This window comes from Streptomyces sp. NPDC088762 (assembly GCF_044750905.1).
Lineage (GTDB): Bacteria > Actinomycetota > Actinomycetes > Streptomycetales > Streptomycetaceae > Streptomyces.
Genome location: NZ_JBIVKT010000002.1, coordinates 719324 through 738906 on the forward strand (window position 1 = coordinate 719324; position 19583 = coordinate 738906).

The 19583-nt window shown below is 70.5% G+C and carries 20 protein-coding genes and 3 pseudogenes; 10 read left to right on the forward strand and 13 right to left on the reverse strand.

Features of this window, described 5'->3' with window-relative positions; all coding sequences use genetic code 11:
* Nucleotides 1-456 precede the first annotated feature (456 nt).
* The 3 genes from ACIP5M_RS08120 (at nucleotide 457) to ACIP5M_RS08130 (ending at nucleotide 2230) form a co-directional block, all read left to right on the forward strand.
* Nucleotides 457-1305, forward strand: coding sequence for a C40 family peptidase (locus ACIP5M_RS08120; RefSeq protein WP_401193450.1), 849 nt, complete (start codon nucleotides 457-459; stop codon nucleotides 1303-1305).
* Nucleotides 1306-1375: 70 nt separating this feature from the next.
* Nucleotides 1376-1759, forward strand: a complete 384-nt coding sequence (locus ACIP5M_RS08125; protein WP_401193453.1) for a hypothetical protein — start codon at nucleotides 1376-1378, stop codon at nucleotides 1757-1759.
* Between the two features lie 198 nt (nucleotides 1760-1957).
* Nucleotides 1958-2230 (forward strand): hypothetical protein, encoded by a 273-nt coding sequence (locus ACIP5M_RS08130; protein ID WP_401193455.1) that lies wholly within the window; start codon nucleotides 1958-1960, stop codon nucleotides 2228-2230.
* A gap of 31 nt (nucleotides 2231-2261) precedes the next feature.
* On the opposite strand, the gene ACIP5M_RS08135 is transcribed toward ACIP5M_RS08130, so the two are convergent.
* Nucleotides 2262-3215 carry a GntR family transcriptional regulator gene (locus ACIP5M_RS08135; protein WP_401193458.1) on the reverse strand — a complete coding sequence of 318 codons (954 nt, stop codon included), beginning with the start codon at nucleotides 3213-3215 and terminating at the stop codon, nucleotides 2262-2264.
* Nucleotides 3216-3538: 323 nt separating this feature from the next.
* On the opposite strand from ACIP5M_RS08135, the gene ACIP5M_RS08140 reads away from it, so the two are divergent.
* Nucleotides 3539-5128 carry a beta-N-acetylhexosaminidase gene (locus ACIP5M_RS08140; protein ID WP_401193460.1) on the forward strand — a complete coding sequence of 530 codons (1590 nt, stop codon included), beginning with the start codon at nucleotides 3539-3541 and terminating at the stop codon, nucleotides 5126-5128.
* The gene (locus tag ACIP5M_RS08145) at nucleotides 5125-6681 is read left to right on the forward strand and encodes a cellulose binding domain-containing protein (RefSeq protein WP_401193462.1); all 1557 of its coding nucleotides are present in this window, start codon (nucleotides 5125-5127) and stop codon (nucleotides 6679-6681) included. Before ACIP5M_RS08140 ends, ACIP5M_RS08145 begins: the two co-directional genes overlap by 4 nt.
* A 78-nt stretch (nucleotides 6682-6759) precedes the next feature.
* On the opposite strand, the gene ACIP5M_RS08150 is transcribed toward ACIP5M_RS08145, so the two are convergent.
* The 4 genes from ACIP5M_RS08150 to ACIP5M_RS08165 all read right to left on the reverse strand — a co-directional run bounded on the left by ACIP5M_RS08150 (nucleotide 6760) and on the right by ACIP5M_RS08165 (nucleotide 10378).
* Nucleotides 6760-7602: an NAD(P)H-binding protein gene (locus ACIP5M_RS08150; RefSeq protein WP_401193465.1), complete on the reverse strand. Its 843-nt coding sequence runs from the start codon at nucleotides 7600-7602 to the stop codon at nucleotides 6760-6762.
* Nucleotides 7599-8498 (reverse strand): alpha/beta hydrolase, encoded by a 900-nt coding sequence (locus ACIP5M_RS08155; RefSeq protein WP_401193467.1) that lies wholly within the window; start codon nucleotides 8496-8498, stop codon nucleotides 7599-7601. The genes ACIP5M_RS08150 and ACIP5M_RS08155 overlap by 4 nt, the downstream gene beginning before the upstream one ends.
* Before the next feature lie 83 nt (nucleotides 8499-8581).
* Nucleotides 8582-8986, reverse strand: a complete 405-nt coding sequence (locus ACIP5M_RS08160; protein ID WP_401193470.1) for a nuclear transport factor 2 family protein — start codon at nucleotides 8984-8986, stop codon at nucleotides 8582-8584.
* A 180-nt stretch (nucleotides 8987-9166) separates the two neighbouring features.
* Nucleotides 9167-10378, reverse strand: a complete 1212-nt coding sequence (locus tag ACIP5M_RS08165) for a DUF418 domain-containing protein (RefSeq protein ID WP_401193473.1) — start codon at nucleotides 10376-10378, stop codon at nucleotides 9167-9169.
* A gap of 124 nt (nucleotides 10379-10502) precedes the next feature.
* On the opposite strand from ACIP5M_RS08165, the gene ACIP5M_RS08170 reads away from it, so the two are divergent.
* Both ACIP5M_RS08170 and ACIP5M_RS08175 read left to right on the forward strand, forming a co-directional pair.
* A complete protein-coding gene (locus ACIP5M_RS08170; protein WP_401193475.1) occupies nucleotides 10503-11276 on the forward strand; it encodes a TetR/AcrR family transcriptional regulator in 774 nt (257 codons plus the stop codon).
* 196 nt (nucleotides 11277-11472) lie between these two features.
* Nucleotides 11473-12375 carry a hypothetical protein gene (locus tag ACIP5M_RS08175; protein WP_401193477.1) on the forward strand — a complete coding sequence of 301 codons (903 nt, stop codon included), beginning with the start codon at nucleotides 11473-11475 and terminating at the stop codon, nucleotides 12373-12375.
* Between the two features lie 27 nt (nucleotides 12376-12402).
* Here ACIP5M_RS08175 and ACIP5M_RS08180 read toward each other — a convergent pair whose 3' ends face one another.
* From ACIP5M_RS08180 to ACIP5M_RS08195, 4 genes are all read right to left on the reverse strand, one after another.
* Nucleotides 12403-12813: a TraR/DksA family transcriptional regulator gene (locus tag ACIP5M_RS08180; protein ID WP_401193480.1), complete on the reverse strand. Its 411-nt coding sequence runs from the start codon at nucleotides 12811-12813 to the stop codon at nucleotides 12403-12405.
* Nucleotides 12814-12911: 98 nt separating this feature from the next.
* Complete coding sequence (locus ACIP5M_RS08185; RefSeq protein WP_401193483.1) at nucleotides 12912-13574, reverse strand: SRPBCC family protein; 663 nt, start codon at nucleotides 13572-13574, stop codon at nucleotides 12912-12914.
* A complete protein-coding gene (locus tag ACIP5M_RS08190; RefSeq protein WP_401193485.1) occupies nucleotides 13571-13906 on the reverse strand; it encodes an ArsR/SmtB family transcription factor in 336 nt (111 codons plus the stop codon). The genes ACIP5M_RS08185 and ACIP5M_RS08190 overlap by 4 nt, the downstream gene beginning before the upstream one ends.
* Nucleotides 13907-14302: 396 nt before the next feature.
* Nucleotides 14303-14806, reverse strand: coding sequence for a metallophosphoesterase family protein (locus ACIP5M_RS08195; protein ID WP_401193488.1), 504 nt, complete (start codon nucleotides 14804-14806; stop codon nucleotides 14303-14305).
* Between the two features lie 362 nt (nucleotides 14807-15168).
* Between ACIP5M_RS08195 and ACIP5M_RS08200 the strand changes: the two genes are divergently transcribed.
* Complete coding sequence (locus tag ACIP5M_RS08200) at nucleotides 15169-15777, forward strand: flavin reductase family protein (protein ID WP_401193490.1); 609 nt, start codon at nucleotides 15169-15171, stop codon at nucleotides 15775-15777.
* A 56-nt stretch (nucleotides 15778-15833) separates the two neighbouring features.
* On the opposite strand, the gene ACIP5M_RS08205 is transcribed toward ACIP5M_RS08200, so the two are convergent.
* Nucleotides 15834-17045, reverse strand: a complete 1212-nt coding sequence (locus tag ACIP5M_RS08205; protein WP_401193492.1) for a PP2C family protein-serine/threonine phosphatase — start codon at nucleotides 17043-17045, stop codon at nucleotides 15834-15836.
* A 210-nt stretch (nucleotides 17046-17255) separates the two neighbouring features.
* Between ACIP5M_RS08205 and ACIP5M_RS08210 the strand changes: the two genes are divergently transcribed.
* Nucleotides 17256-17498 carry a DUF6332 family protein gene (locus ACIP5M_RS08210; RefSeq protein ID WP_401193495.1) on the forward strand — a complete coding sequence of 81 codons (243 nt, stop codon included), beginning with the start codon at nucleotides 17256-17258 and terminating at the stop codon, nucleotides 17496-17498.
* A gap of 63 nt (nucleotides 17499-17561) precedes the next feature.
* Here the strand turns inward: ACIP5M_RS08210 and ACIP5M_RS08215 are convergent.
* The 3 genes and pseudogenes from ACIP5M_RS08215 to ACIP5M_RS08225 all read right to left on the reverse strand — a co-directional run.
* Nucleotides 17562-17834: pseudogene (locus ACIP5M_RS08215) on the reverse strand (SMI1/KNR4 family protein); the annotation flags it as partial.
* Nucleotides 17835-18171: 337 nt separating this feature from the next.
* Nucleotides 18172-18405, reverse strand: a complete 234-nt coding sequence (locus ACIP5M_RS08220) for a hypothetical protein (RefSeq protein WP_401193497.1) — start codon at nucleotides 18403-18405, stop codon at nucleotides 18172-18174.
* Nucleotides 18406-18436: 31 nt separating this feature from the next.
* Nucleotides 18437-18800: pseudogene (locus tag ACIP5M_RS08225) on the reverse strand (hypothetical protein); the annotation flags it as partial.
* Between the two features lie 379 nt (nucleotides 18801-19179).
* On the opposite strand from ACIP5M_RS08225, the pseudogene ACIP5M_RS08230 reads away from it, so the two are divergent.
* Nucleotides 19180-19583, forward strand: a pseudogene (locus ACIP5M_RS08230) (hypothetical protein); the annotation flags it as partial.

Genomic DNA, 19583 nt, shown 5'->3' on the forward strand with positions numbered 1-19583 from the left:
GCCTGGGCGGGGGAGGCCGCGATGGCGGCGGTGAGCAGGGCGGTGGCGACGGCCATGGCGCGCAAAGTCACTCCTGGGGAGGGGAGTAGGGATCCCGTCCACGACGGGTTGCGCTGTAAAATGGCACATGTCACATGTCTTTTCAATGATTCTGACAGGGACACATCGCGTCCCTCGGCGTACCGGGCAACGCAAGTCGCCTGACGGCCGGGCCCCTTCAGGCGAGTTGACGGTCATTCAAAGTGCCTGGTGAGAAGGGGTTTCCCAAACGTTTCCCGTTTCCTGTTGTGGTGGGACGCCAGGGCTTCCTCGACAAGCAGGGCTCGCCGGCAACAGTCTCGGAGTGCCGGCGGACGGCCGGTGGCGCGGCGCCCCTACGACGTCCTCGCCACAGCACTTCACAACCAGCACGGTGAGCCGCGCGCACTGCGGCGGGGTACGGGGGAGCGGACGGACATGACGATGCGGAGAACGGTCGGGGCGGCGGTGGCGGCGGTGGCCCTCCTGGCAGCGTGGCAAGGTGCTCACGGCACTGCGGTGGCCGCCGCGCCGCAGACTGCGGGGGCGTGCGGCGTGCTCGCCCCGGGGGCCTCCGCCGTGGCGGAGGGAGCCGTACGGGCCGCCTGCGAACAGGTCGGTGTCTGGTACACCTGGGGCGGTGGACACGGGCCGCAGCCGGGGCCGACGTACGGTCAGGTCGACCCGAGCGACCCGGACAGCGCGCACGACCCGGAACGGCTGGGCTTCGACTGCTCGGGGCTGGTCCGGTACGCCTATGCCCGCGCGGCCGGTGGGGACCCGCTGCCGGGCAACGCGTACCACCAGTTCAACTCGCCGCAGGTGAAGCAGCGTTTCACGGCTGAGCAGGGGACAGCGCCGCTGCTGCCGGGGGACCTGCTGGCCTGGGGGTCGGGTGGCTCCGTCCACCACATCGCGATCTACCTGGGCGCGGGAAAGATGGTCGAGGCCCGGGAATCGGGCACTCGGATCGCCGTCAGCGACGTACGGCTGGGCGGGGACTACGCGGGAGCGGTCCGCATCGCCGCGGCGGCGGCCCCCGGCACGTTCAGCACCTGGGGCGCGGATGTGTGGACCCACGAGGAGCCGTCCACGACGAGCAGGCGGGTCCACCGCTTTCCCGGCCCGACCACCGTGCGCATCGAGTGCCAGAAGCACGCCGAACCGGTGACCGCGGAGGGTTACACCAACGACGCGTGGTCCTACCTGCCCGAGTACGGGTCATGGATCACCAACATCTACATCAAGGGCCCCGCCTGGCTGGACGGCGTCCGTACCTGTCCCTGACCACGCCCTTGACGACCGATCACCACATCCATCACCCGGCTCCCGAAGGAGCCCGTTCCGAGGAGGAAACATGTCCGCAGCCAGGAAGATCGTTTTGGGCCTCGCCGCCGCCGCACTGGCGGGCGGCACGGTCGCCGTGACCGGACCCGCCGTGGCGACGCCCGCCACCGGCACGAGCGCCGCCGCCGAATGCGGCGTCCGCGCCGACGGCAAGCTGTGGTGCGGCAACCGGGTCGGCGCCAAGGGCTACGAGCACCGGCGGTACAACTCCGCGGTGCGCGGGCCGCTGAACACCAGCCCCAGCTGGTTCCAGTGCTGGGGCCGTGGTGACCAGCACGCCGGCGGCAACAACGTCTGGTACTGGACCAAGCTGGACAACGGCCAGTGGGGCAACGTCGCGGCCGTGGACGTCCACACCTCGGTCGACCCCGCGCCGGGCCTGCGCGAGTGCTGATGCGCTGAGGGCCGCCACCTCCGCGAGGGGAGGTGGCGGCCTTCGCGCTGCCGCGCAAGTCCGGCTTCGCTCCGTGACCGGTACGCCGAGAGGCCGTGCCGCGGCTGGCCGTGACCCGGTGGCCGGGCGCATGGGTGGGCCGGGGCGGGGCATCGGAGCACCTGAGTCCGTACGCGGTGTGGGGAGGCGGGGTTGGCCGTGAGCGAACTGACGGCACGGGAGACGGCGGTCTGGGACCAGCTGGTCTGCGAGCTGAGCGAGAGCAGGGTGCGGACGGCACACAGCCGCGCGGGGCGTGGGCGCCGAGGCGTCCTGGCGGTCCTGCTCCTGGCCACGCTCGCCCTGCTCATCGCAGGCAGTCTCGCCGGGTCCGAAGTCCTCGCGTGGAGCGGGGTCATCGCCTGGGTGGCGGCCGTCCTGATCACGTCCCATCTGCATGGGCATGGACCCCGACTGCCCTTGCGCCGGTGAAACCCGGGTGGCGAACCGCCCCCTGCCGGGATCAGCGTCGTCGCCCCTGCACGTCTCCCAGCGTCGAGGCGGCCACCGGGTCGCCGTGGATGAACTCGCCCGGCGGGATGCCCGGATGGTGGCCGTCGGACGGTGCGGCGGGGGCGGTGTCGGCGCGGAGCGTCAGGCGGGACACGATGCGGTAGCGGTCGCCGCGGTAGAGCGAGTGGACGTACTCCACCGGCTGCCCCGCGGTGTCGGTGGTCAGCCGTTCGAAGAGGAGGGCGGGCGAGAGCTCGGGCACCTCCAGCAGTTCGGCTTCCGCGCGGGTCGCCACGGTGGGCTCGATCGTCTGCGTCGCCTCGTTCACGTGCACGTCGTGGTGCGTGCGCAAATGCTCGTAGAGGTCCCCGTGCTCCAGTTCGCGGGAGGTGAGGCCGGGGACCAGGGCGGCCGGGATGTGCAAGTGCTCGATGGCCATGGGGTAACCGTCGACCAGCCGCAGCCGGGCCACGTAGACGATCTGCGCGGCGGGGGAGAGGCGCAGCCTGCGGCCCACCCGGGCGCCGGCCGGCACGGTCGCGAACTCCAGCAGCCGGCTGGCCCAGACCCCCGACGCGCGGGGCACGCTCAGTGAATGGCGCCCCGGTACGAGTTCCTGGGTGATCTTCTCCGGAGCGACGAACACGCCCCGGCCGTGTTCCCGGATGAGAACGCCGGCGGCGACCAGCTCGTCGACCGCAGCCCGTAGGGTCGGCCGGGACACCCCGAGTTGCACGCACAGGGCGCGCTCGGAGGGGATCGCGTCCCCCGCCCGGCGCTCCTCGACCATCCCGAGCACCGCATCGCGGACCCGCTCGCGTTTGAGTACGCCACCGGGGCGGTTCCCGGCGGATCCGTCGACCCCGGAAGCCGGTACGGGGGCCGGGATCGGTGCCGGCAGCACCTCGCCGGCACCGGCCCCGCCCCCGGCCGACCGGGGCGTGCCCGGGTTCCTGTCGCGCATCTGCGTCGTCCCCTCTCCGGTGCCGCTACCGCGTGCTGTGTCGAACCAGTCTTGGCCACTGCGACCACCACCCACCACTGGTCAAGTCCAGTTTACGAGCTGATCGCGACGATTGCTTCGGTCATCAGGTAAAGAGCCTTGGGGGCAAGGGGGTTGACGGTCGTATTGGTCTATGCCAGTTTCTTTCCTCGTCGACAGGTCACTTGTCCAGTGGGTGAGTGGTCAGTCCCTGGTCTGTCCAGTCGTACGTCACCTCCTGTTCGGGACACGCCCGACACCCCTGCACCGCCTCTGCGAGCCCCCTCCCGGAAGGCTGCACACCCGTGCCCTCACATCGCCCCGAACAGGCCCTCCTGCCCCGGCCCACCCGGTACACCCCCCGGTCCGGCCACTTCACCCTCGACCCCGCCACCACCATCCGCACCACCCCCGGAGCCGAGGGCGCGGCCGACCTGCTGCGCACCCTCCTCACGCCCGCCACCGGTCTGCTCCTGGCACCCTCGCGTACCGGCACCATCACGCTGGCCGTCGAAGCAGGACTGCACGGCCTGGGCGAGGAGGGGTACGAACTCACCGTCACCCCGCACTCCGTCATGCTGCGCGCCGCCGAACCCACCGGACTGCTGCGCGGAGTCCAGACGCTCCGGCAGCTCCTGCCGGCCGAGGCGCTGGGGCCGGTCGCCCGGGCCGTCCGACGCGACCGCTGGGATCTCCCCTGCGCCGAGATCACCGACGTCCCGCACCACCCCTGGCGCGGCCTGATGATCGACGTCGCCCGCCACTTCCACGACACGGCCACCCTGCGCCGCCACGTCGACCTCCTGGCCCTGCACAAGCTCAACGTCCTCCACCTGCACCTCACCGACGACCAAGGCTGGCGGATGCCCATCGCGTCCTATCCCCGCCTGACCACCGTCGGGGCCCGCCGCGCCCAGTCGATGACCGGCCCGGACGGCACCAGCGGCTTCGACGGCAGGCCGCACGGGGGCGCGTACACCCGTACCGAACTCGCCGGCCTCGTCGCCTACGCGGCGCAGCGCGGCGTACGGGTGGTCCCGGAGATCGGGATGCCGGGACACGTCCGCGCCGCCCTCGCCGCCTACCCGCACCTCGGCAATCGTCCCGGACGCACGCTCGGTGTGTGGACCCGCTGGGGCGTGTGCGAGACCGTCCTCGGCGTCCACGACGAGGTCCTGGACTTCCTCCGGGCGGTCCTGCACGAGGTGATGGAGGTCTTCCCCTCGCCCTACATCCACCTCGGCGGTGACGAGTGCCCCACCACCGAGTGGGAGCAGAGCCCCCGCGCCCGGGCGCGCGCGGCCGCGGAGGGACTGCCCTCCCCGGCAGCCCTGCACGGCTGGCTCATGGGCCGGGCCGGCGCCCACCTGCTGGAACACGGCCGCCGCCCCGTCGGCTGGGCCGAGGAGGGCGCCCTGCTCCCGCCCGGCTTCACGGTGATGAGCTGGCGCGACCCCGCGCACGCCGCCGCAGCGGTCCGCCACGGCCACGACGTCGTCCTCACCCACCACCGCACCACCTACCTCGACTACGCGCAGGAGGACCTCTCCGACGGGCCGACCGCACAGCCCGGCCCCGTCGTCGACCTGCGCACCGTGCACCGCGGAGACCCCGAACCACAGGCACCGCCCGACGGCCCCGGACGGGTCCTCGGCACCCAGGCGCAGCTCTGGACCGAGTTCGCCCCCCATGCCGCCGACCTCGACCGCCTCGCCTACCCCCGCCTGTGCGCACTCGCCGACCGGGCCTGGAGCGGTTCCACCAGCTGGGCCGACTTCACGTCCCGGCTCCACGGGCACGTCCCCCGACTGGACGCCCTGGGCGTCCGCCGCCACCAGCCGACCGCGCCGCGTACGACTGCCGCGACGCCCGCACGTACAGCGCCCTCCGCATGACACCGCCCCCCTCGCACCCCGGAGAGGACCCCACCGTGACCAGCTCGAACAGCTCACCCGACCCGACCGGCGTGACCGGCCCGACTGCCGTGACCGGCTTGACCGGCACCGGGAACCGGACGGCCGGCCTGCGCCGGAGCCGTCTGCGGGCCGCCGCCGCGGCGGCCGTGGCCACGGCCCTGGGCGCCGCTGCCCTCGCCGCCCTGCCGGGCACCGCCAGCGCGGCGAGCAGCCTGTCCGTGCAGTACCGCACCAGCGCCACGGCCGCCACCGCCGACCAGAGCGAGCCCTGGTTCAAGGTGAAGAACACGGCCACCACGGCACTGCCGTTGAGCGAGGTCAGACTCCGCTACTACTTCAAGTCCGACTCGCCGGGCGCCACCTACCGCTTCGCATGCTCCTGGGCGGTCAAGGGCTGTGCCAACATCACGGGCACCTTCGGCAACCTCAGCAACCCCACCGAGACCGCCGACCGCTACCTGGAGATCGGCTTCACCTCCGGCGCCGGCTCCCTCGCCCCCGGCGCCGACACCGGCGACATGCAGCTGCGCTTCTACCAGTCCAACTGGCAGACGCTGCGGCAGAGCGACGACTACTCCTTCATCGCCGCCCAGACCGCCTACGGCGACTCCGACAAGGTCACCGCCACCCGCTCGGGCACGCTGGTCTGGGGCACCGCCCCCGCGGGCAACACCCCCACCGACCCGCCGACCACCCCGCCGCCCACCACGCCCCCGCCGGGCGGCTCCGGCGCGCTCTGGGACGACTTCACGTACACGTCCCACACCGATCCGAAGATCTCCGCCAACGGCTGGTCGGTACGGGCCAACTCCGGTGGCCCCGGTGTTCCCGGCGCCACCTGGGACCCCTCCAACGTCACCTTCTCCACCGGCAACGGCAACACCGTCATGACCCTGGAGACCTCCACCAACGGCACGGCCTCCGGCACCGAACAGACCGAAGTCCTCACCAAGTCCACCAAGTTCAAGAACGGCACGTACGCCGCCCGCGTCAAGTTCAGCGACGCCCCCAGGTCCGGCCCCGACGGCGACCACCTCGTCCAGACCTTCTTCACCATCAACGACCTCAAGGCCCCCATGGCCGACGACTACGCCGAGTACGACTTCGAGTACCTCCCCAACGGCGGCTGGGGCGAGCCGTCCAACATCCTCTACACGACCTCCTGGGAGACCTACAACCCGGAGCCGTGGCAGGCGGTCAACGCCCACACCGAGAGCCGCCAGAGCTACGCCGGCTGGCACGACCTCGTCGTCACCATCGACAACAACGCGATCACGTACTACATCGACGGGCAGACCTTCGGCACCCACGACGCCTCCTACCTCCCCGAACGCCCCATGTCGATCAACTTCAACCAGTGGCTGATCGACCTCAACGGCCAGACGTCCACGACCCCGCGCGCGTACGAGCAGCAGGTCGACTACGTACTCCACGTCAAGGACCAGGTGCTGACCCCCGCCCAGGTCAACGCCAAGATCGCGGCGTACCGGCAGGCCGGCACCGCCTTCGAGGACACCGTGCCCGCGAGCTGAACCGGAAATCCGCCGGCCTCCGCCCGACCAGTGCACGCACGGGTCGGGCGGAGTGCCGGGAGGGGGAATGCCCGAGGATCACGGGCCCACCGTTCCAGGACGCAGGAACGCGGTCCGGTGGGCGGTGGCCCACTGGCGGAATGTGCGGGGTGGTGTGCCCGTCAGCAGTTCGACGGTCGGGTAGACCTCGGACTCGTCGAGGGTGCCGTCGCCGTAGAAGCTGAAGAAGGCCTGGACGTACGGCTCCGGCACACCCGCTGCGGCCATGCCGGCCCGGCCCTCCGCGTCCGACAACCCGTGGAAGCGCAGGTCGCGGCCGAGTACCTCGGCCAGGACGGCCAACCGCTGGGCCGGCACGAGCGGTTCGGGACCGCTCAGCTTGTGGACGCGTCCGTCGTGGCCGGGGTCGAGCAGGGCGCGGACGGCGACAGCGGCGATGTCGTACGGGTCGACCGACGCGACCGGCACGGCGCCGAACGCGTCCCTGACCGTATCGCCCGCGTGAAGTTGCGGCAGCCAGCGCAGGGCGTTCGACATGAAGGCGTTGGGCCGCAGGAAGGTCCAGGCGAGGCCGGATTCCCTGACTGCGGTCTCCGAGCCGATCATGGACTGGGACAGGACGTTGCGGGTGTCGGTGGCCACGGTCGCGAGGCTGGAGAGCAGGACGACGCGTTCCACCCCGGCACGGCGCATGCGGGCCAGCAGCCCGGGCATGTCGCGGTAGCCGGGGAGCAGGAACACGCCCCGTACACCGTCGAGGGCTTGGGCGAGGGAGTCGGGGTCGTCCAGGTCTCCGTGGACCTGCTCCGCCGGTACGTCCGCCGGCTGTCGGACCAGGGCGCGTACGGGCTCTCCGGCGCGTGCCAGGGCCTGAACGACCTCTCCGCCGACGTTTCCGGTGGCCCCGGTGACGAGGATCACGACAGCGTCCGCGCGAAATGGGCGGCCACCGCGTCGACGGCGATCGTGACCTGGGGTTCGGAGTCGTAGAAGTCGAATTGGGTGCCCTGCGTCCACAGGATGTCCTTGGGGCCGGCGAGGCCCGCGTGGAAACGGCGGGTGCCTTCCGGGATCGCGGCGTCCTCGCTGTGCACCAGAAGGGTGGGCCGGTCGATCAGTGGCGCGAGGGCGATGGCGTCGTAGGTGAGCCAGTCCACCCAGGACATGACGGCGAAGCGGTTGGGCCAGGCGGGGATGCCGCCACGGGCGGGGTTGAGGTAGAAGTCGATGTCGTACGGCATCGCGGCGCGTTCGTCCGTGGCGGAGACGACGGGCACGTATGCGACCTCGCCGGTCTCCTCGTAGCGGGCGCGCGCCTCCTGCCCGGCCTTGACGCGTTCGGCGACGGCTTCAGCGCCGCCGTAGGCGGCCTCGCAGACGGCGGCGTCGTGCAGCCAGGGGGCGACGAGCGCGAGTGAGCGGACGCGTGGGTCGTGGGCGGTGTTGTCGGACATGTACATCGCGGCCGCGCAGATCCCGAGGGCGCCCAGCCGGTCGCCGTCGACCGCCTCCTGCGCGGCCAGGAAAGTGAGCGCGTGGTGGATGTCGCGGACCTTCCCGGCCGGGTCCTCGACGTCTCGCGGCTCGCCCCCGGACTCTCCGAAGCCGGTGAAGTCTAAGGAGAGCGCGGCGTATCCGCGGGCGGCGAGCCGCTCGGCGTACCGGTCGGCCATCAGCTCCTTGACGCTGGTCCAGGTGCCGGCGACCACGATCCCGGGCAGCGGGCCGGGAGTGCCGCCCGTGCTCTCGGGGAGAAAGAGGTTGCCGGTGAGGGTGACGCCCTCGCTGTCGAAGGTGACCTTGTTCGTGTGTGTCATGTGTACGTCCAGGTGGTTTTGATGACGGTCCATGGAGATGTCAAGGCAGAACGGGGTGGATGAGTGGTGGAAGCGCCGTCCCCTCAGCGCTCTCCGGCGCTCCACACCGCGGTCATCACCACGCCGGTGATGAGCCATGCGTCGCGGGAGCGGGTCAGGTCGATGCGGTAGGTGCCGCCCAGCGTCCACAGGGAGCCGTTCCCCTTGAGGTGGGTGGCCTGGAAGGTGGCGGTGCACACCGCGTCCTCGCCGTCGACGCTGACCAGGTGGTTGCCGAGGAGATGCTGAGTGGCGGAGTACGCGCCGAGGCCCGTCCGCCACCCCTCGACGATCTGCGCCGGGGTGAGGGTGACGGGCTCGCCGCCGTTGAGACTGGTGTAGTCAAGCGTCACCTCATCGGCGAACACACCGGCCAGTGCCTCCCATTGGCGCTGGTCCGCGTGCCAGGCCATGCGATTGCAGGTGTCGATGATGTCCAGACGGTCCATGGTGTTCATCCTTTGTGCGGAGCTCTGCCGGGGGTGGGAAAAGGGCGGTCGGACGGATGCCCGACGGCGGGGCGTGTCTGTCGCAGCGGTCTGTCACAGCGGAGCTGTGTGCGTTTCGATGATGTCGCGCCGTCACCGAACCGCCTTGTCGTCGCGTCCGCGACTTCTGGACGCCGCGTCTCAAGAACGACGCCGGGCTCTCGGACCGTAGGTGAGACGGCGTAGCACGGTCTCGGCGGGACCGGGCCGGCCGCGGTCGTCGAGGCGAAGGGCGATCAGCACCGTGATGAACCAGACGGCCACCGCGATGACGAGCACGGCTGCCGTGGGGTGTGCGTGCCCGCCGGCGAGGTCGAGAGTGAAGGGCAGCAGGAGGACGAGCCAGGCCACCGACTGGAACAGGTAGCCCGACAGGGACCGGCGTCCCAGCGCGGCCAGGGCGCGGACGGCCACCGTGCCGGGGCGGGTCACGCGGGCGGCGACCAGCCCGAAGGCCGCCGCGTACCCGGGGCCGGCGAACATGCCGCTCCCGCCGTGGAGCAGGAGGGCCATGCGTGCCGTGGGTCCGTCGGTGTGGACCCATCCGGAGGCGATCAGCGCGGCCGGCAGGCCTCCGGCGATCGCGATGCCGATGCCCAGGACGGAGGACCGGACGAGCAGGGTCCGGTGCTGGTCCGGACGCTCCAGGATGCGCCGGCGGGCCGCCCACATGCCCAGCCATGCAATGAGTACGAAGGGCAGGGTGGTCAGCGTGTGGGCCGGCCACTCGGTGAGGCGATCGGTCAGGGAGTCGGCGTAGGAGGAAGCAGCGAGGGAGTCGACGTGACCGACGGGAAGAGGCGCCCCGCCCGAGCCGGTGACGATCCCGTGGACGACCATCCCGCCGACGACGAGCACTTCGACGAGCGACAGCATCCAGACCACGAGCACGATCCGGTGGAACCCGTCACCACGGCGCAGCAGTGCCAAGGTCACGGCGACACAGACGATTCCGTAGGCGCCGAGGAAGTCGCCGTAGTACAGCAGCGTGGCGTGTGCGAAGCCGAGGACCGTGAGCCAGAAGCCGCGCCGGAGCAGGAGGCCGCGGACCTGGCGCGGTGAACTGCCGGACGCGTCCTGGCGGCGGGCCAGTTGCACGATTCCGTATCCGAACATGAAGGCGAAAACGGGATATCCACGGGCGTGGGCCAGCTCGAACAGCAGGAACGTCAGGCCGCGGTCCACGCCGTGCGGAGCGCCTTCCAGGCCGGGCTCGCCGGCGAAGGCGACGCCGGCGGAGTTCGCCAGCGCGATGATCAGGAGCATGGCTCCCCGTGTCAGATCGGGAGCCAAGGCGCGCTCGGCGCGCCGGACCGGGCCCGTGGGCGTGCGGCCCGTGAGGTCGACAGGCATGACAGATCCCCCTCGGATGCGGGGCCGTCCCCGCGCCCATTAATTTACGTGAGAAACTATAAGAAGCAAACTAATAAGGCCTCTGGCATGATGAAGCCTCACGCTTCGAGGTGTCGAGGGGACCATGACCAGCGAAGACACCGTTCCGGCAGCACTGCGGCGGCTCTGGCGGCTCTCGGAGCCCTCGCGACTGGGGCGCCCCGCCGCCCTCGATGTCGACCGCGTCGTCGCCGCCGCCGTGGAGACCGCCGACCGTGACGGCCTCGAAGGCGTGACGCTTCCCAAGATCGCCAAAGGCCTTGGCGTCACCGGGATGTCGCTCTACCGGTACGTCGGCTCCAAGGACGAACTCCTCGTCCTCATGGGCGACCACGCCCTCGGCGCGCCACCTCGCTTCGACACCGGCGACTGGCGCGAGGGCCTGCGCGCCTGGGCCCGCGCCCAGCGCGAGGTGTACCAACAGCGGCCGTGGCTCGCCCACCTGCCCGTGACCGGACCGCCCTCCGGACCCCACAGGATCGCCTGGATGGAAGCCGCCTTGGCGATCCTGGCCGGTACGCCGCTCGACTGGGCGCACAAGATCGGCACCCTCTCCCTGATCGGGGGCTACGTGGTCCAAGCGGTACGGCAGGACCACGAGCTCGCCCGGGGGAGGGCCGAGGGGCAAGGGCAGTCCGACGCCGAACGTGCCTACGGCCGCGCCTTGGCGCAACTCGTGGATCCCGAACGCTTTCCGGAGACGGCCCGGTTGTTCTCGTCGACCGTGTTCGAGGCGGGCCCCGCACCCGCATCCGAAACCGACACCGCACCGGGCGACGCCGACTTCACGATCGGGCTCGAACTGATCCTCGACGGCGTCGCAGCCCGCATCGAACCGGTCGGCCGCTGCGGACGGTAGAGGACGGCTGCCGTCCGCCCCTCGGTCTCCTGCCGGTTGGTCTCCGCGGCCGAACTGATGCTGCGATCGAGCGGATCACCGCCCGTCGGGCGGCGTGGCGCGGCCTGGCTCGGCGGGTGCCGACGGGGGCTGGGGTTGAGTGGGGGTTCTATCCGTCGTTCCCCGCTCCCTTCCCCAAGGAGCCGTAGGAGCCGTCATGACCGCTGAGAACGCAATCCCCGCCGGCACCATCCTCCTCTCCGATTCGGAGGCCTTCGGCTGCCAGGGAGCGGTGCACATGGTCGATCCGGGCACGGGCCTTCAGGCGTTCTTCGCCTTGGGCGGCGACCTCGTGGGAGCCACTGGGATCGCTGTCGAAGCCGATGGCAACGTCGTGGTGACCAAGGATCGACAGTATCCCGGCACCGGCACGCTGCTGCGCCTCTCCCGGTCTGATGGAAAGACGACGCAGAGGGTGGTCTCGTCCGAGGGGAACTTCGTCGCCCCCTGCGCCGTTGCCGTGGAGGGAAACGGAAACATCCTCGTGGCCGACCTCTCCTCCAAAGGCCCCGGTGCGATCATCCGGATCGACCCCGTCACCGGGGACCAGACCGTCCTGTCGGTGAGCGACGGCACGCTCGATCCTCTGCGTCCCGGCGGAGTCTGCGTGGCCGCCGACGGCACCGTCGTGGTGGTCGAGCAAGCCGGTCCCGTCCCGGAGCCCGCCGCACCCCGAGTGGTCCGGATCGACCCCGTCACCGGTGTGCGCACGGTTGTCTCGGCCGGTGGCGCATTCGTCAGCCCCGTGGACGTGGCGATCGATCACGACGGCAACATCCTCGTCGTCGATGCCAACGCGTTCACGGGCTCCAGCGGTGGCGTGATCAAGGTGGATCCGGTGAGCGGGGCGCAGTCCGTCGTTTCCTCTGGCGGCAGTTTTGACAGCCCGACCGCGATTGCCGTCGAGGCTGATGGCAGCCTGCTCATCGCTGACAACAAGGCCAAGACCGGGGAGCCCACCCTGTTCCGGGTGAACCCGGCTACCGGCGCCCAGCAAGTCCTTGCCTCAGGCTTGCCTTTCCGAGCCCTCACCGGGGTCAAGGTCGTCCCCGCGGCTTGAGGTCAGGAGGCCGGACACCCGCCGGCGTCAGGCGGGGCGCGGAGGCCGGCGCGGGGCGGACCCGGCGCAGCGGACACAGGTGGTGGCAGCCGGACGGATCTGGAGCCGTTCCGGCGGAATCGTCCCGCCGCAGCTCTCGCACTGTCCATACTCTCCCTGTTCGAGTCGTTGCAGTGCTCGGTCCAGCTCTTCCAGGTGTTCGCGTGCCTGCGCCATCAGGGCGGCCACGTGGGCCCGCTCGAAGGCGGTGGTGCCTCCCTCGGGGTCGTGCTCGTCGTCAACGGCGACCAGCGCGTTCGCGGCGACGATCCCGTCGAAGTCGCGGCTCAGTGCGCCCGCCCGTGCGAGGGTGTCGGCGCGGTCGGCCTCGATGCGGGCGCGGGTGGTTGAGAGGGCGGACGGGTCGGGCTCGTCGTGGCTCTCGGCTGCATTGCGCATACTGCGGCAACGCTGGTCCGCGCTGTCCGATTCCACCGCTCCGGGTGGTCCGCCGGCGCGGGACCGGCCCGCGCCGGCTCGCCGCCGGCTGATCCGGGTCAGTCGTGGGGGATGTCCCCGGCTCCGGGCTCGGGCTCGCCCGTGTAGAAGGCGGTGGTGCGGTCGGCGGCGGCCCGGGCCTCGGCCGGGTCGGTGCCGAAAGCCACGCTCGCCTCGTACCAGCCGTCGCTGGACGCGGTCAGGTACCGGCGCCCCTCGTCGGTCGCGGACCACTCGTCCCACTCGGCCGGGTCCACCGCCCGGCCGCTGCTCAGGTGCAGGTGCAGGCCGGTCAGGCTGCTGTCCCAGCCCACTCCCACCGCGCCGGGGCCGAACCGGGCCCACCGCTCGTCGTCCACGTGCCCGATGTGGGTCAGCCGGAACAGCGTCCGGCCGTCGCCCTCGTCGGTCAGCCGCAGCTCGACCCAGGTCGTGTCGTCACCCACCTCCCAGGTCGCGTCGAAGCCGTGCGGCGGGTCGCAGCGGGTGACGGTGCCGCCCGCGTTGTCCTGCAGCTGGTAGCGGCCGCCCTCTTTCAGTTCGCCCGTCACCGGCAGGAACCAGCGCGGGATGCGTTCCGGGTTGGTGCACGCGTCCCAGACGTCGGCGAGCTCGGCCGGGTAGCTGCGGGACAGCGAGACCACGCGGGCCTCGCCGGCCTCCAGGACCCGGTTACCCACTTCGCGACGGACCGCGCTGATCTGACCGGTCACATCGATCACGATTTCTTCCTCCGCTCTTGCTTGCCTCGCGCCAGCTCGGTGGCCAGCGCGTCCAGGTGTGGTGTCCACGCCCGGCGGAACTGGTCGAGCCAGGCATCTATGTCGCGCAACGGCTCGTGTGAAACCGCGTAGAGGCGGCGCGCACCCTCTGGTCGCACCGTCGCGAAGCCGTTGTCCCGCAATACCTTGAGGTGCTGGGAGACGGCCGGCTGAGAGATCCCGAACTCCCGCTGAATCACTTCACAGAGCGCTCCGGCAGTGAGCTCGCCGTCTCCGAGCAGCTCCAGGATGCGGCGGCGCACAGGCTCACCGAGTATGTCGAACGCATGCACGATGGCATCGTATCAGGAGCAGCTTATATAAGCGTCACCTTAAATGAAGGAGCCGCTCCGGCTTCGGCCCGTACGGACGGCCGGAGCCGGAGCGGCGCGTCCTCCGTGCTCGGTTCGGCCCCTGTGCCCCGCCGCGGCGAGGCGGCACCATTCGGGCGTCAGCGACGGCGCCATCAAGGACGCGCACCGACCGTGGGGGCGGGGCCGGCCGGTGGACGCCCCACCGCCGGCTCGTCGCGAACGCCGCCGCGGTGTGGACGCGTCCGAGGCGGCAGAAGGCCTCCTCTTGCTGCTCGGCCGCGGCGCCGACGACCTCGCCCGCCCCGCGGTCGACCTGGGCTTCTCCGGCCACGCCACCTGAGAATGCGGCGAGGAACGAAGCGGGCGGGTGGGCCCTCAGCGCCTCGGAGGCAGCCGGTGCAGGGTGACCTCTGTCAGCTCGCCGTCGGCTGCGACAGCCGTCATGTACGTGGCGAAGGGTTGCCGGCGCCGGTCGGTCGGAGAGCCGGGGTTCAGCAGCCTCAAACCACCGGGCGCGGTGGTGTCCCACGGGATGTGGCTGTGGCCGAAGACCAGGAGGTCCAGGTCCGGAAACCGCTCGGCGCAGCGGCTCTCGCGCCCCTTGGCCGCGCCGGTCTCGTGCACGACCCCGATGCGTACCCCCTCCAGTCGTTCCCGCGCCACTTCCGGCAGCTGCTCGCACAGCTCGGGGCTGTCGTTGTTGCCGTGGACGCCGACGAGGTGCCGGGCGTGCGCCTCGATCAGCGCGTAGGCGTCCGCGTCGACCCAGTCACCGGCATGGATCACGACGTCCGCCAGCCGGATCTGTTCCACGAGCTCGGCCGGGAGTTCCTTCGCGCGCGTGGGCAGATGCGTGTCGGAGATCAGCAGCAAGCGCATACCGCCACGGTAGCCACCGTCCCACCTGTCTCCGGTCGCGCCACAGCGCCAACGTCTCTGGGCGGGAGCAGAACGGCGTCATGGAGCGGGGATCGGCTGGGTGAGGTTCACCGGGTTGCCATCGGGTCCAGCAGGATCCGCGGCGCCGCCCGGCGGTCTCCCGGGTCCGCCTTCGCCACCAGCCCGAGGTCGGTGTCGCCGATGCGCAAGCCTGAACTCATCGGCAAGCCGTCCTGCCAGGTGATCTGCGTCCCGGTCCGCCGCCCACGACCGGCATCGAGAGCCGGTTCCGATCAGCGGCATGACTGGGATCACACGATCTGCCGCCGGGCACGTACGGGAGATGCCTGAAGATTGCGTGTATGCGCACTGAATACGACCCGGCCCAGCTTGACCCGACCGCGGTCTACCGCCTGCTGACGTCGACCGTCGTGCCCCGGCCGATCGCATGGGTGTCGACCGTCTCCGCCGAGGGTGTCGACAACCTCGCTCCCCATTCCTTCTTCACGATCTCGTCGATCACGCCGCCCATCGTGCAGTTCACCTCGGTCGGCCGGAAGGACTCGCTGCGCAACGTCGAGGCGACCGGGCAGTTCGTGGTCAATCTCGCCCCCGAGCCGCTCCTCGAGAAGATCAACGAGACCGCCACGGACTTCCCGCCCGAGGTGAGCGAGTTCGATGCCGTAGGCGTCGAGCGTGAACCGGGTGTGCGGGTGAAGGCTCCGCGCGTGGCCGGCTCCCCGGTGGCTCTGGAATGCGAGCTGCACAGCACCCTTCTGCTCGGTGACTCGACCGTGGTCTTCGGGCGGGTGGTGCACTTCGCGTGCGATGAGGCCGTTCTGGACGAGGACCATCCGGAGGTCACACGCCTGCGGCCCCTCACGCGCCTGGGCAAGGACGAGTGGGGCACGCTCGGCGAGGTACGCGACCTGCGCCGCATCCGCTACGCCGACTGGCCCACGTCGAACTGAACCCTGCGCTTGGCCCCTCTCGCATCGACTCGACTCCTGGCTGACTTCAACTGACTTCAGCTGACTTCGGCAGGGGCGCCGAGGCGGGGGCCGTGCCAGTCCAGGCACAGAACGGTCGCGTCGTCCTTCGGAGGACGGCCGTCATAGGCGTCGGAGACGGCTCCGACCAGGGTGCGCACGACCTCGCGTGGATGCTCGGTCGCGGTTTTGCGCAGGAGCGCGGGCAGGTCGACGGTTTCCGCGTCGCGTTCCTGCATGCCGTCGGTGTGGAGCAGCAGGCGGTCTCCGGGGCGCAGGTCCAGGTCCTGTACCTGGTACGGGCCCTGTTCGCTCATTCCGAACGGCATGTCGACCGTCAGCTGCAGTTCGTCGACGACGCCGTTGCGTACCCGAAAGGGCCAGGGATGGCCGGCATTGACCAGCTGGGCGCTGGTGCCGTCCAGGGCGATGCGCAGGAGCTGGCCGGTGGCGATGGTGTTGCGGCCGTGGTCGAGGAGGGCCCGGTGGGTCTGCCGGGCCTGTTCGGCCAGCTCCTCGCCGGCGCGGCGTGCGCCGCGGGAGGCGTTGACCAGGAGGGTGGCCATGAGGGAGGCATTGACGTCGTGGCCCATGGCGTCGGTGATGGACAGGTGCAGGGTGTCGCTGTCGAGGCTGTAGTCGTAGGTGTCGCCGGCGATGTCGGCCGCCGGGACGAGGGCGCAGGCGACGGTGAACTGGCGGGCTTCGCAGCAGGCGGCGGCAGGCAGGAGCTGGTGCTGGATCTCCGAGGCCAGGCTGACCCTCGTGGTGCGGTTGCCCCAGTGGTAGAGATCGGTGAAACGCCGGTCGGTGACGATGATGTAGGCCAGTGCGTGCGCGGCCTCCTCGACCTGCTGCAGGACCTCCGGGGTTGCGTCCCGGAGGAACAGCTCCAGGACCCCGATCGTGTCGCCGCGGTTGCTCACCGGGGCGAGGACCCGCTGCCCCTGCCCCTGCCCCCGCCCCTGCCCGGTGTCCGGCGCCAGCACCAGCCGCTGACCGCGCAAGACCTCGTCGTAGACGCTCTGGCCCGAGAGCGGAACCTGCGCGGCGCGGTGCTCGCGGTAGGTGGCCGCCGTGTCGTGGACCCGCAGGAGACGGGCCTCGGTGATATCGACGAACAGGAACGACACGTACCGCGCGTCGAACCGGTCACGCAGATTCCGCGCCACCACATCCAGGGAGTCCACCGGCGCGGCATCCTCCGCCGCCGCCAGGACATCGGCCAGCCCGATCCGGTCACCTGCCACAACAGCCTCCCAGCGCCACCGACCACCGCGAACGCATGTCCGGGCAAGAAGACCCGATCGATTCCGGACGCTACACACTCGCAGCCGACCGCCCTGGATACACGCCGTACCCGTGACATTCCGAGGTGCCGTACCCAGCGGCGCCCGGCCAGTGGCTGCTGTGCCCTGGCCTCATGGACTCGCGGCCGCCCCCAGTGCAATTCTTCAGCCATGACGACGAGACGACGGAGCCAGGCCGAACGCGACGAGATCCCCGTTGAGATCGGCTATGCGCTGCTGAGCGCATGCTTCCTCGGTGCCGTGGTGTTCGCGACGATCGCCGGTCCGGTCGCTGTATGGCACCTTCCCGCGGTGGTCGAGGAGTTCCTCCTGGTCGGTGGGGCTTGGGTTGCTGGAGTTCTTGCGGTGTTCCGCGTTGTCCATGTCCTCTGGCGCCATGGACACCACGGTTAGCACGCCGCTTCCATTGCAGGGGAGTGTCAGGTGACTGCCTGCTCTGGTTCTGACTCACATTCCGTACCAGTCGAGAAAGTCGGTGGCGGAGGAGACGTTCGGGCCCCAGTACCCGGCGCCGTTACCGATGAGGACGCGGCCAGTGAGGGGACCGGTCACCGCGATGACGCATACGTCAGTGCAGCCCCTCTCGATGATGTGGAGGCAGAGATCGCGTCGGTGGGCCCTGGGCTCCCTCCCCTCGAAACCGCGGGGTGCCCCCGTTTCTCCAGGCGGATTCATGACCAGCAGGGAGCACCGCTCCAGCGGCATGAGGCCGTAGAACGGCGCCGCGCCAATGCGGCAGCCGTTCGCCTCTGGGTGGGAGTAGCCGAGCTGTGACAGTGCCAGGCGAGACCGCTCCTCCCGGAAGTATGACCGTCCCATACAGGACCACCTACGAGATCGCAGGGACGCGCACCGTTCGACACCGAGGCCGGCCTCGACCACCGCGCTCGTCTGTGCCGGCTGGAGGACGAGAAGCAGGGGAGCCAGAGGGGCGGGCGCCTACTGCCAGTCCCAGTCGGCCTGCCGCACGCCTTTCGGGTTGGCCGGCCGAACTGTGACTCCGGCCTCCCCCCCCCGGGTGCCCCCTTCCGTCGCATGCCCTCGACCAAAGTCGATCGTCGGCGGGTCAGCTCACGCTCATTCCGCGGTCCGGCCACAGACCGGTCTGCTCGCGCATTGCGTTGATTTTCCGTGACGCCTTGAGGAACGTGTAGTCGGCCCGGCCGTCCCCGGCCGCCGAGGTGCGGGACGCCTTGTCCATCGTCAACCGCCTCAAGAGGCCGACGGGATCGTCCCCGAAGTCATAAAGAACCGCCTCAGAGTTCTCGGATACTTTCTGAAAATAGACGAGCGCAGCCATTACCAGTCACTTCCAAGAGCTTCGCGCTTGTTCAGCGGCACGGAAATCCGCCAAGTGTACTTCCCGTTCGCCCGCGGTGAGCCTCCTGATCAGGCAGGCTCTCCCCGACCTCAATCGGATCCAGGCATCGGTGATCCATATGCCTGCCAGCTCCCTGACCGGCACCGGTGCGCGTGTCCTCGACGACCATCCCGTCTCTGATCGCCACCGGCGCGGCAGCGAGGCCGCGAGCTCACGGTCGTGGGTGATGACGACGATGGTGGCGCGCCGTCCGCGTTCAGCTCTTGCAGCAGCTCCATCACTGCCTCGCCTGACGGTGAGTCGAGCGCGCCGGTGGGTTCGCCCGGGAGCAGGACGTCGGGTTCGCCGGACACCGCACGAGCAATGGCGACTGCCGTTTGATGGTCGCCTCGGCCTGGACCGGCGCCGGGCAACAAGGCCAAGTCAAGCACCACTACGACCTTCCCGAAGCGGACCCTCTGCAGGACCCTTCAGGGCAGGCAGACGGGACGCTGGAAGGCAGGCGGGCAGCAGTTCCTCGCTGCGGTCCAGAAACAGAAACTTGCGGGTCCTCCGCAGACGGTGTTGGCTCTCTTTGGATCATGCCCGGCGACGGTGCTGGGCAGATTGACAGGGGGGAACCCACATGAGCACTGTCCGAATACGTGGAGTGGCGGCCGCTGTTGCAGTGTCCGGCTTAATTGCCGGCCTCACTCTCGCGACCGGTATGGCCCAGGCCCGCACGACGACGTCGGCTCCAGCCACGAGCCCCACATGCACGCCTTCTCCTACCCGTACGCCGGGCCGCACGTCGAACCCCACTTCCACGCCGGCCCCGACCACCCAGCCAACCCCGAGCTCGACGCCGGCCTCAACCCCCACGCCGGCCCCGACCCGCGCGGCGCGGGTTGCGGTGTCCACCCCGGCTCTGACGTCGAGCCCCACCTGTACACCGGTCCCGACCTGCCCAACGGATCCGACCGTCACGCCGGTCCCAACGTCGAAGCCCACCTCTACGCCGGCCCCCACCTCTACGCCGGTCCCGACCCGTACGTCGGTCCCGACCTCTACGCCGGCCCCCACCTCTACGCCGGTCCCGACCCGTACGTCGGTCCCGACCTCTACGCCGGCCCCCACCTCTCCGCCGGTCCCGACGTCTACGTCGGTCCCGACCTCTA

What these genes read in the sequence shown, in the direction of transcription:
- ACIP5M_RS08160 (WP_401193470.1), bottom strand. Translation starts at nt 8,986, where the DNA reads ATGGACCGTCTGGACATCATCGACACCTGCAATCGCATGGCCTGGCAC.
- ACIP5M_RS08210 (WP_401193495.1), top strand. Translation starts at nt 17,256, where the DNA reads ATGACGACGAGACGACGGAGCCAGGCCGAACGCGACGAGATCCCCGTT.
- ACIP5M_RS08175 (WP_401193477.1), top strand. Translation starts at nt 11,473, where the DNA reads ATGACCGCTGAGAACGCAATCCCCGCCGGCACCATCCTCCTCTCCGAT.
- ACIP5M_RS08145 (WP_401193462.1), top strand. Translation starts at nt 5,125, where the DNA reads ATGACACCGCCCCCCTCGCACCCCGGAGAGGACCCCACCGTGACCAGC.
- ACIP5M_RS08135 (WP_401193458.1), bottom strand. Translation starts at nt 3,215, where the DNA reads ATGCGCGACAGGAACCCGGGCACGCCCCGGTCGGCCGGGGGCGGGGCC.
- ACIP5M_RS08120 (WP_401193450.1), top strand. Translation starts at nt 457, where the DNA reads ATGACGATGCGGAGAACGGTCGGGGCGGCGGTGGCGGCGGTGGCCCTC.
- ACIP5M_RS08170 (WP_401193475.1), top strand. Translation starts at nt 10,503, where the DNA reads ATGACCAGCGAAGACACCGTTCCGGCAGCACTGCGGCGGCTCTGGCGG.
- ACIP5M_RS08155 (WP_401193467.1), bottom strand. Translation starts at nt 8,498, where the DNA reads ATGACACACACGAACAAGGTCACCTTCGACAGCGAGGGCGTCACCCTC.
- ACIP5M_RS08125 (WP_401193453.1), top strand. Translation starts at nt 1,376, where the DNA reads ATGTCCGCAGCCAGGAAGATCGTTTTGGGCCTCGCCGCCGCCGCACTG.
- ACIP5M_RS08220 (WP_401193497.1), bottom strand. Translation starts at nt 18,405, where the DNA reads ATGGCTGCGCTCGTCTATTTTCAGAAAGTATCCGAGAACTCTGAGGCG.
- ACIP5M_RS08180 (WP_401193480.1), bottom strand. Translation starts at nt 12,813, where the DNA reads ATGCGCAATGCAGCCGAGAGCCACGACGAGCCCGACCCGTCCGCCCTC.
- ACIP5M_RS08195 (WP_401193488.1), bottom strand. Translation starts at nt 14,806, where the DNA reads ATGCGCTTGCTGCTGATCTCCGACACGCATCTGCCCACGCGCGCGAAG.
- ACIP5M_RS08200 (WP_401193490.1), top strand. Translation starts at nt 15,169, where the DNA reads ATGCGCACTGAATACGACCCGGCCCAGCTTGACCCGACCGCGGTCTAC.
- ACIP5M_RS08165 (WP_401193473.1), bottom strand. Translation starts at nt 10,378, where the DNA reads ATGCCTGTCGACCTCACGGGCCGCACGCCCACGGGCCCGGTCCGGCGC.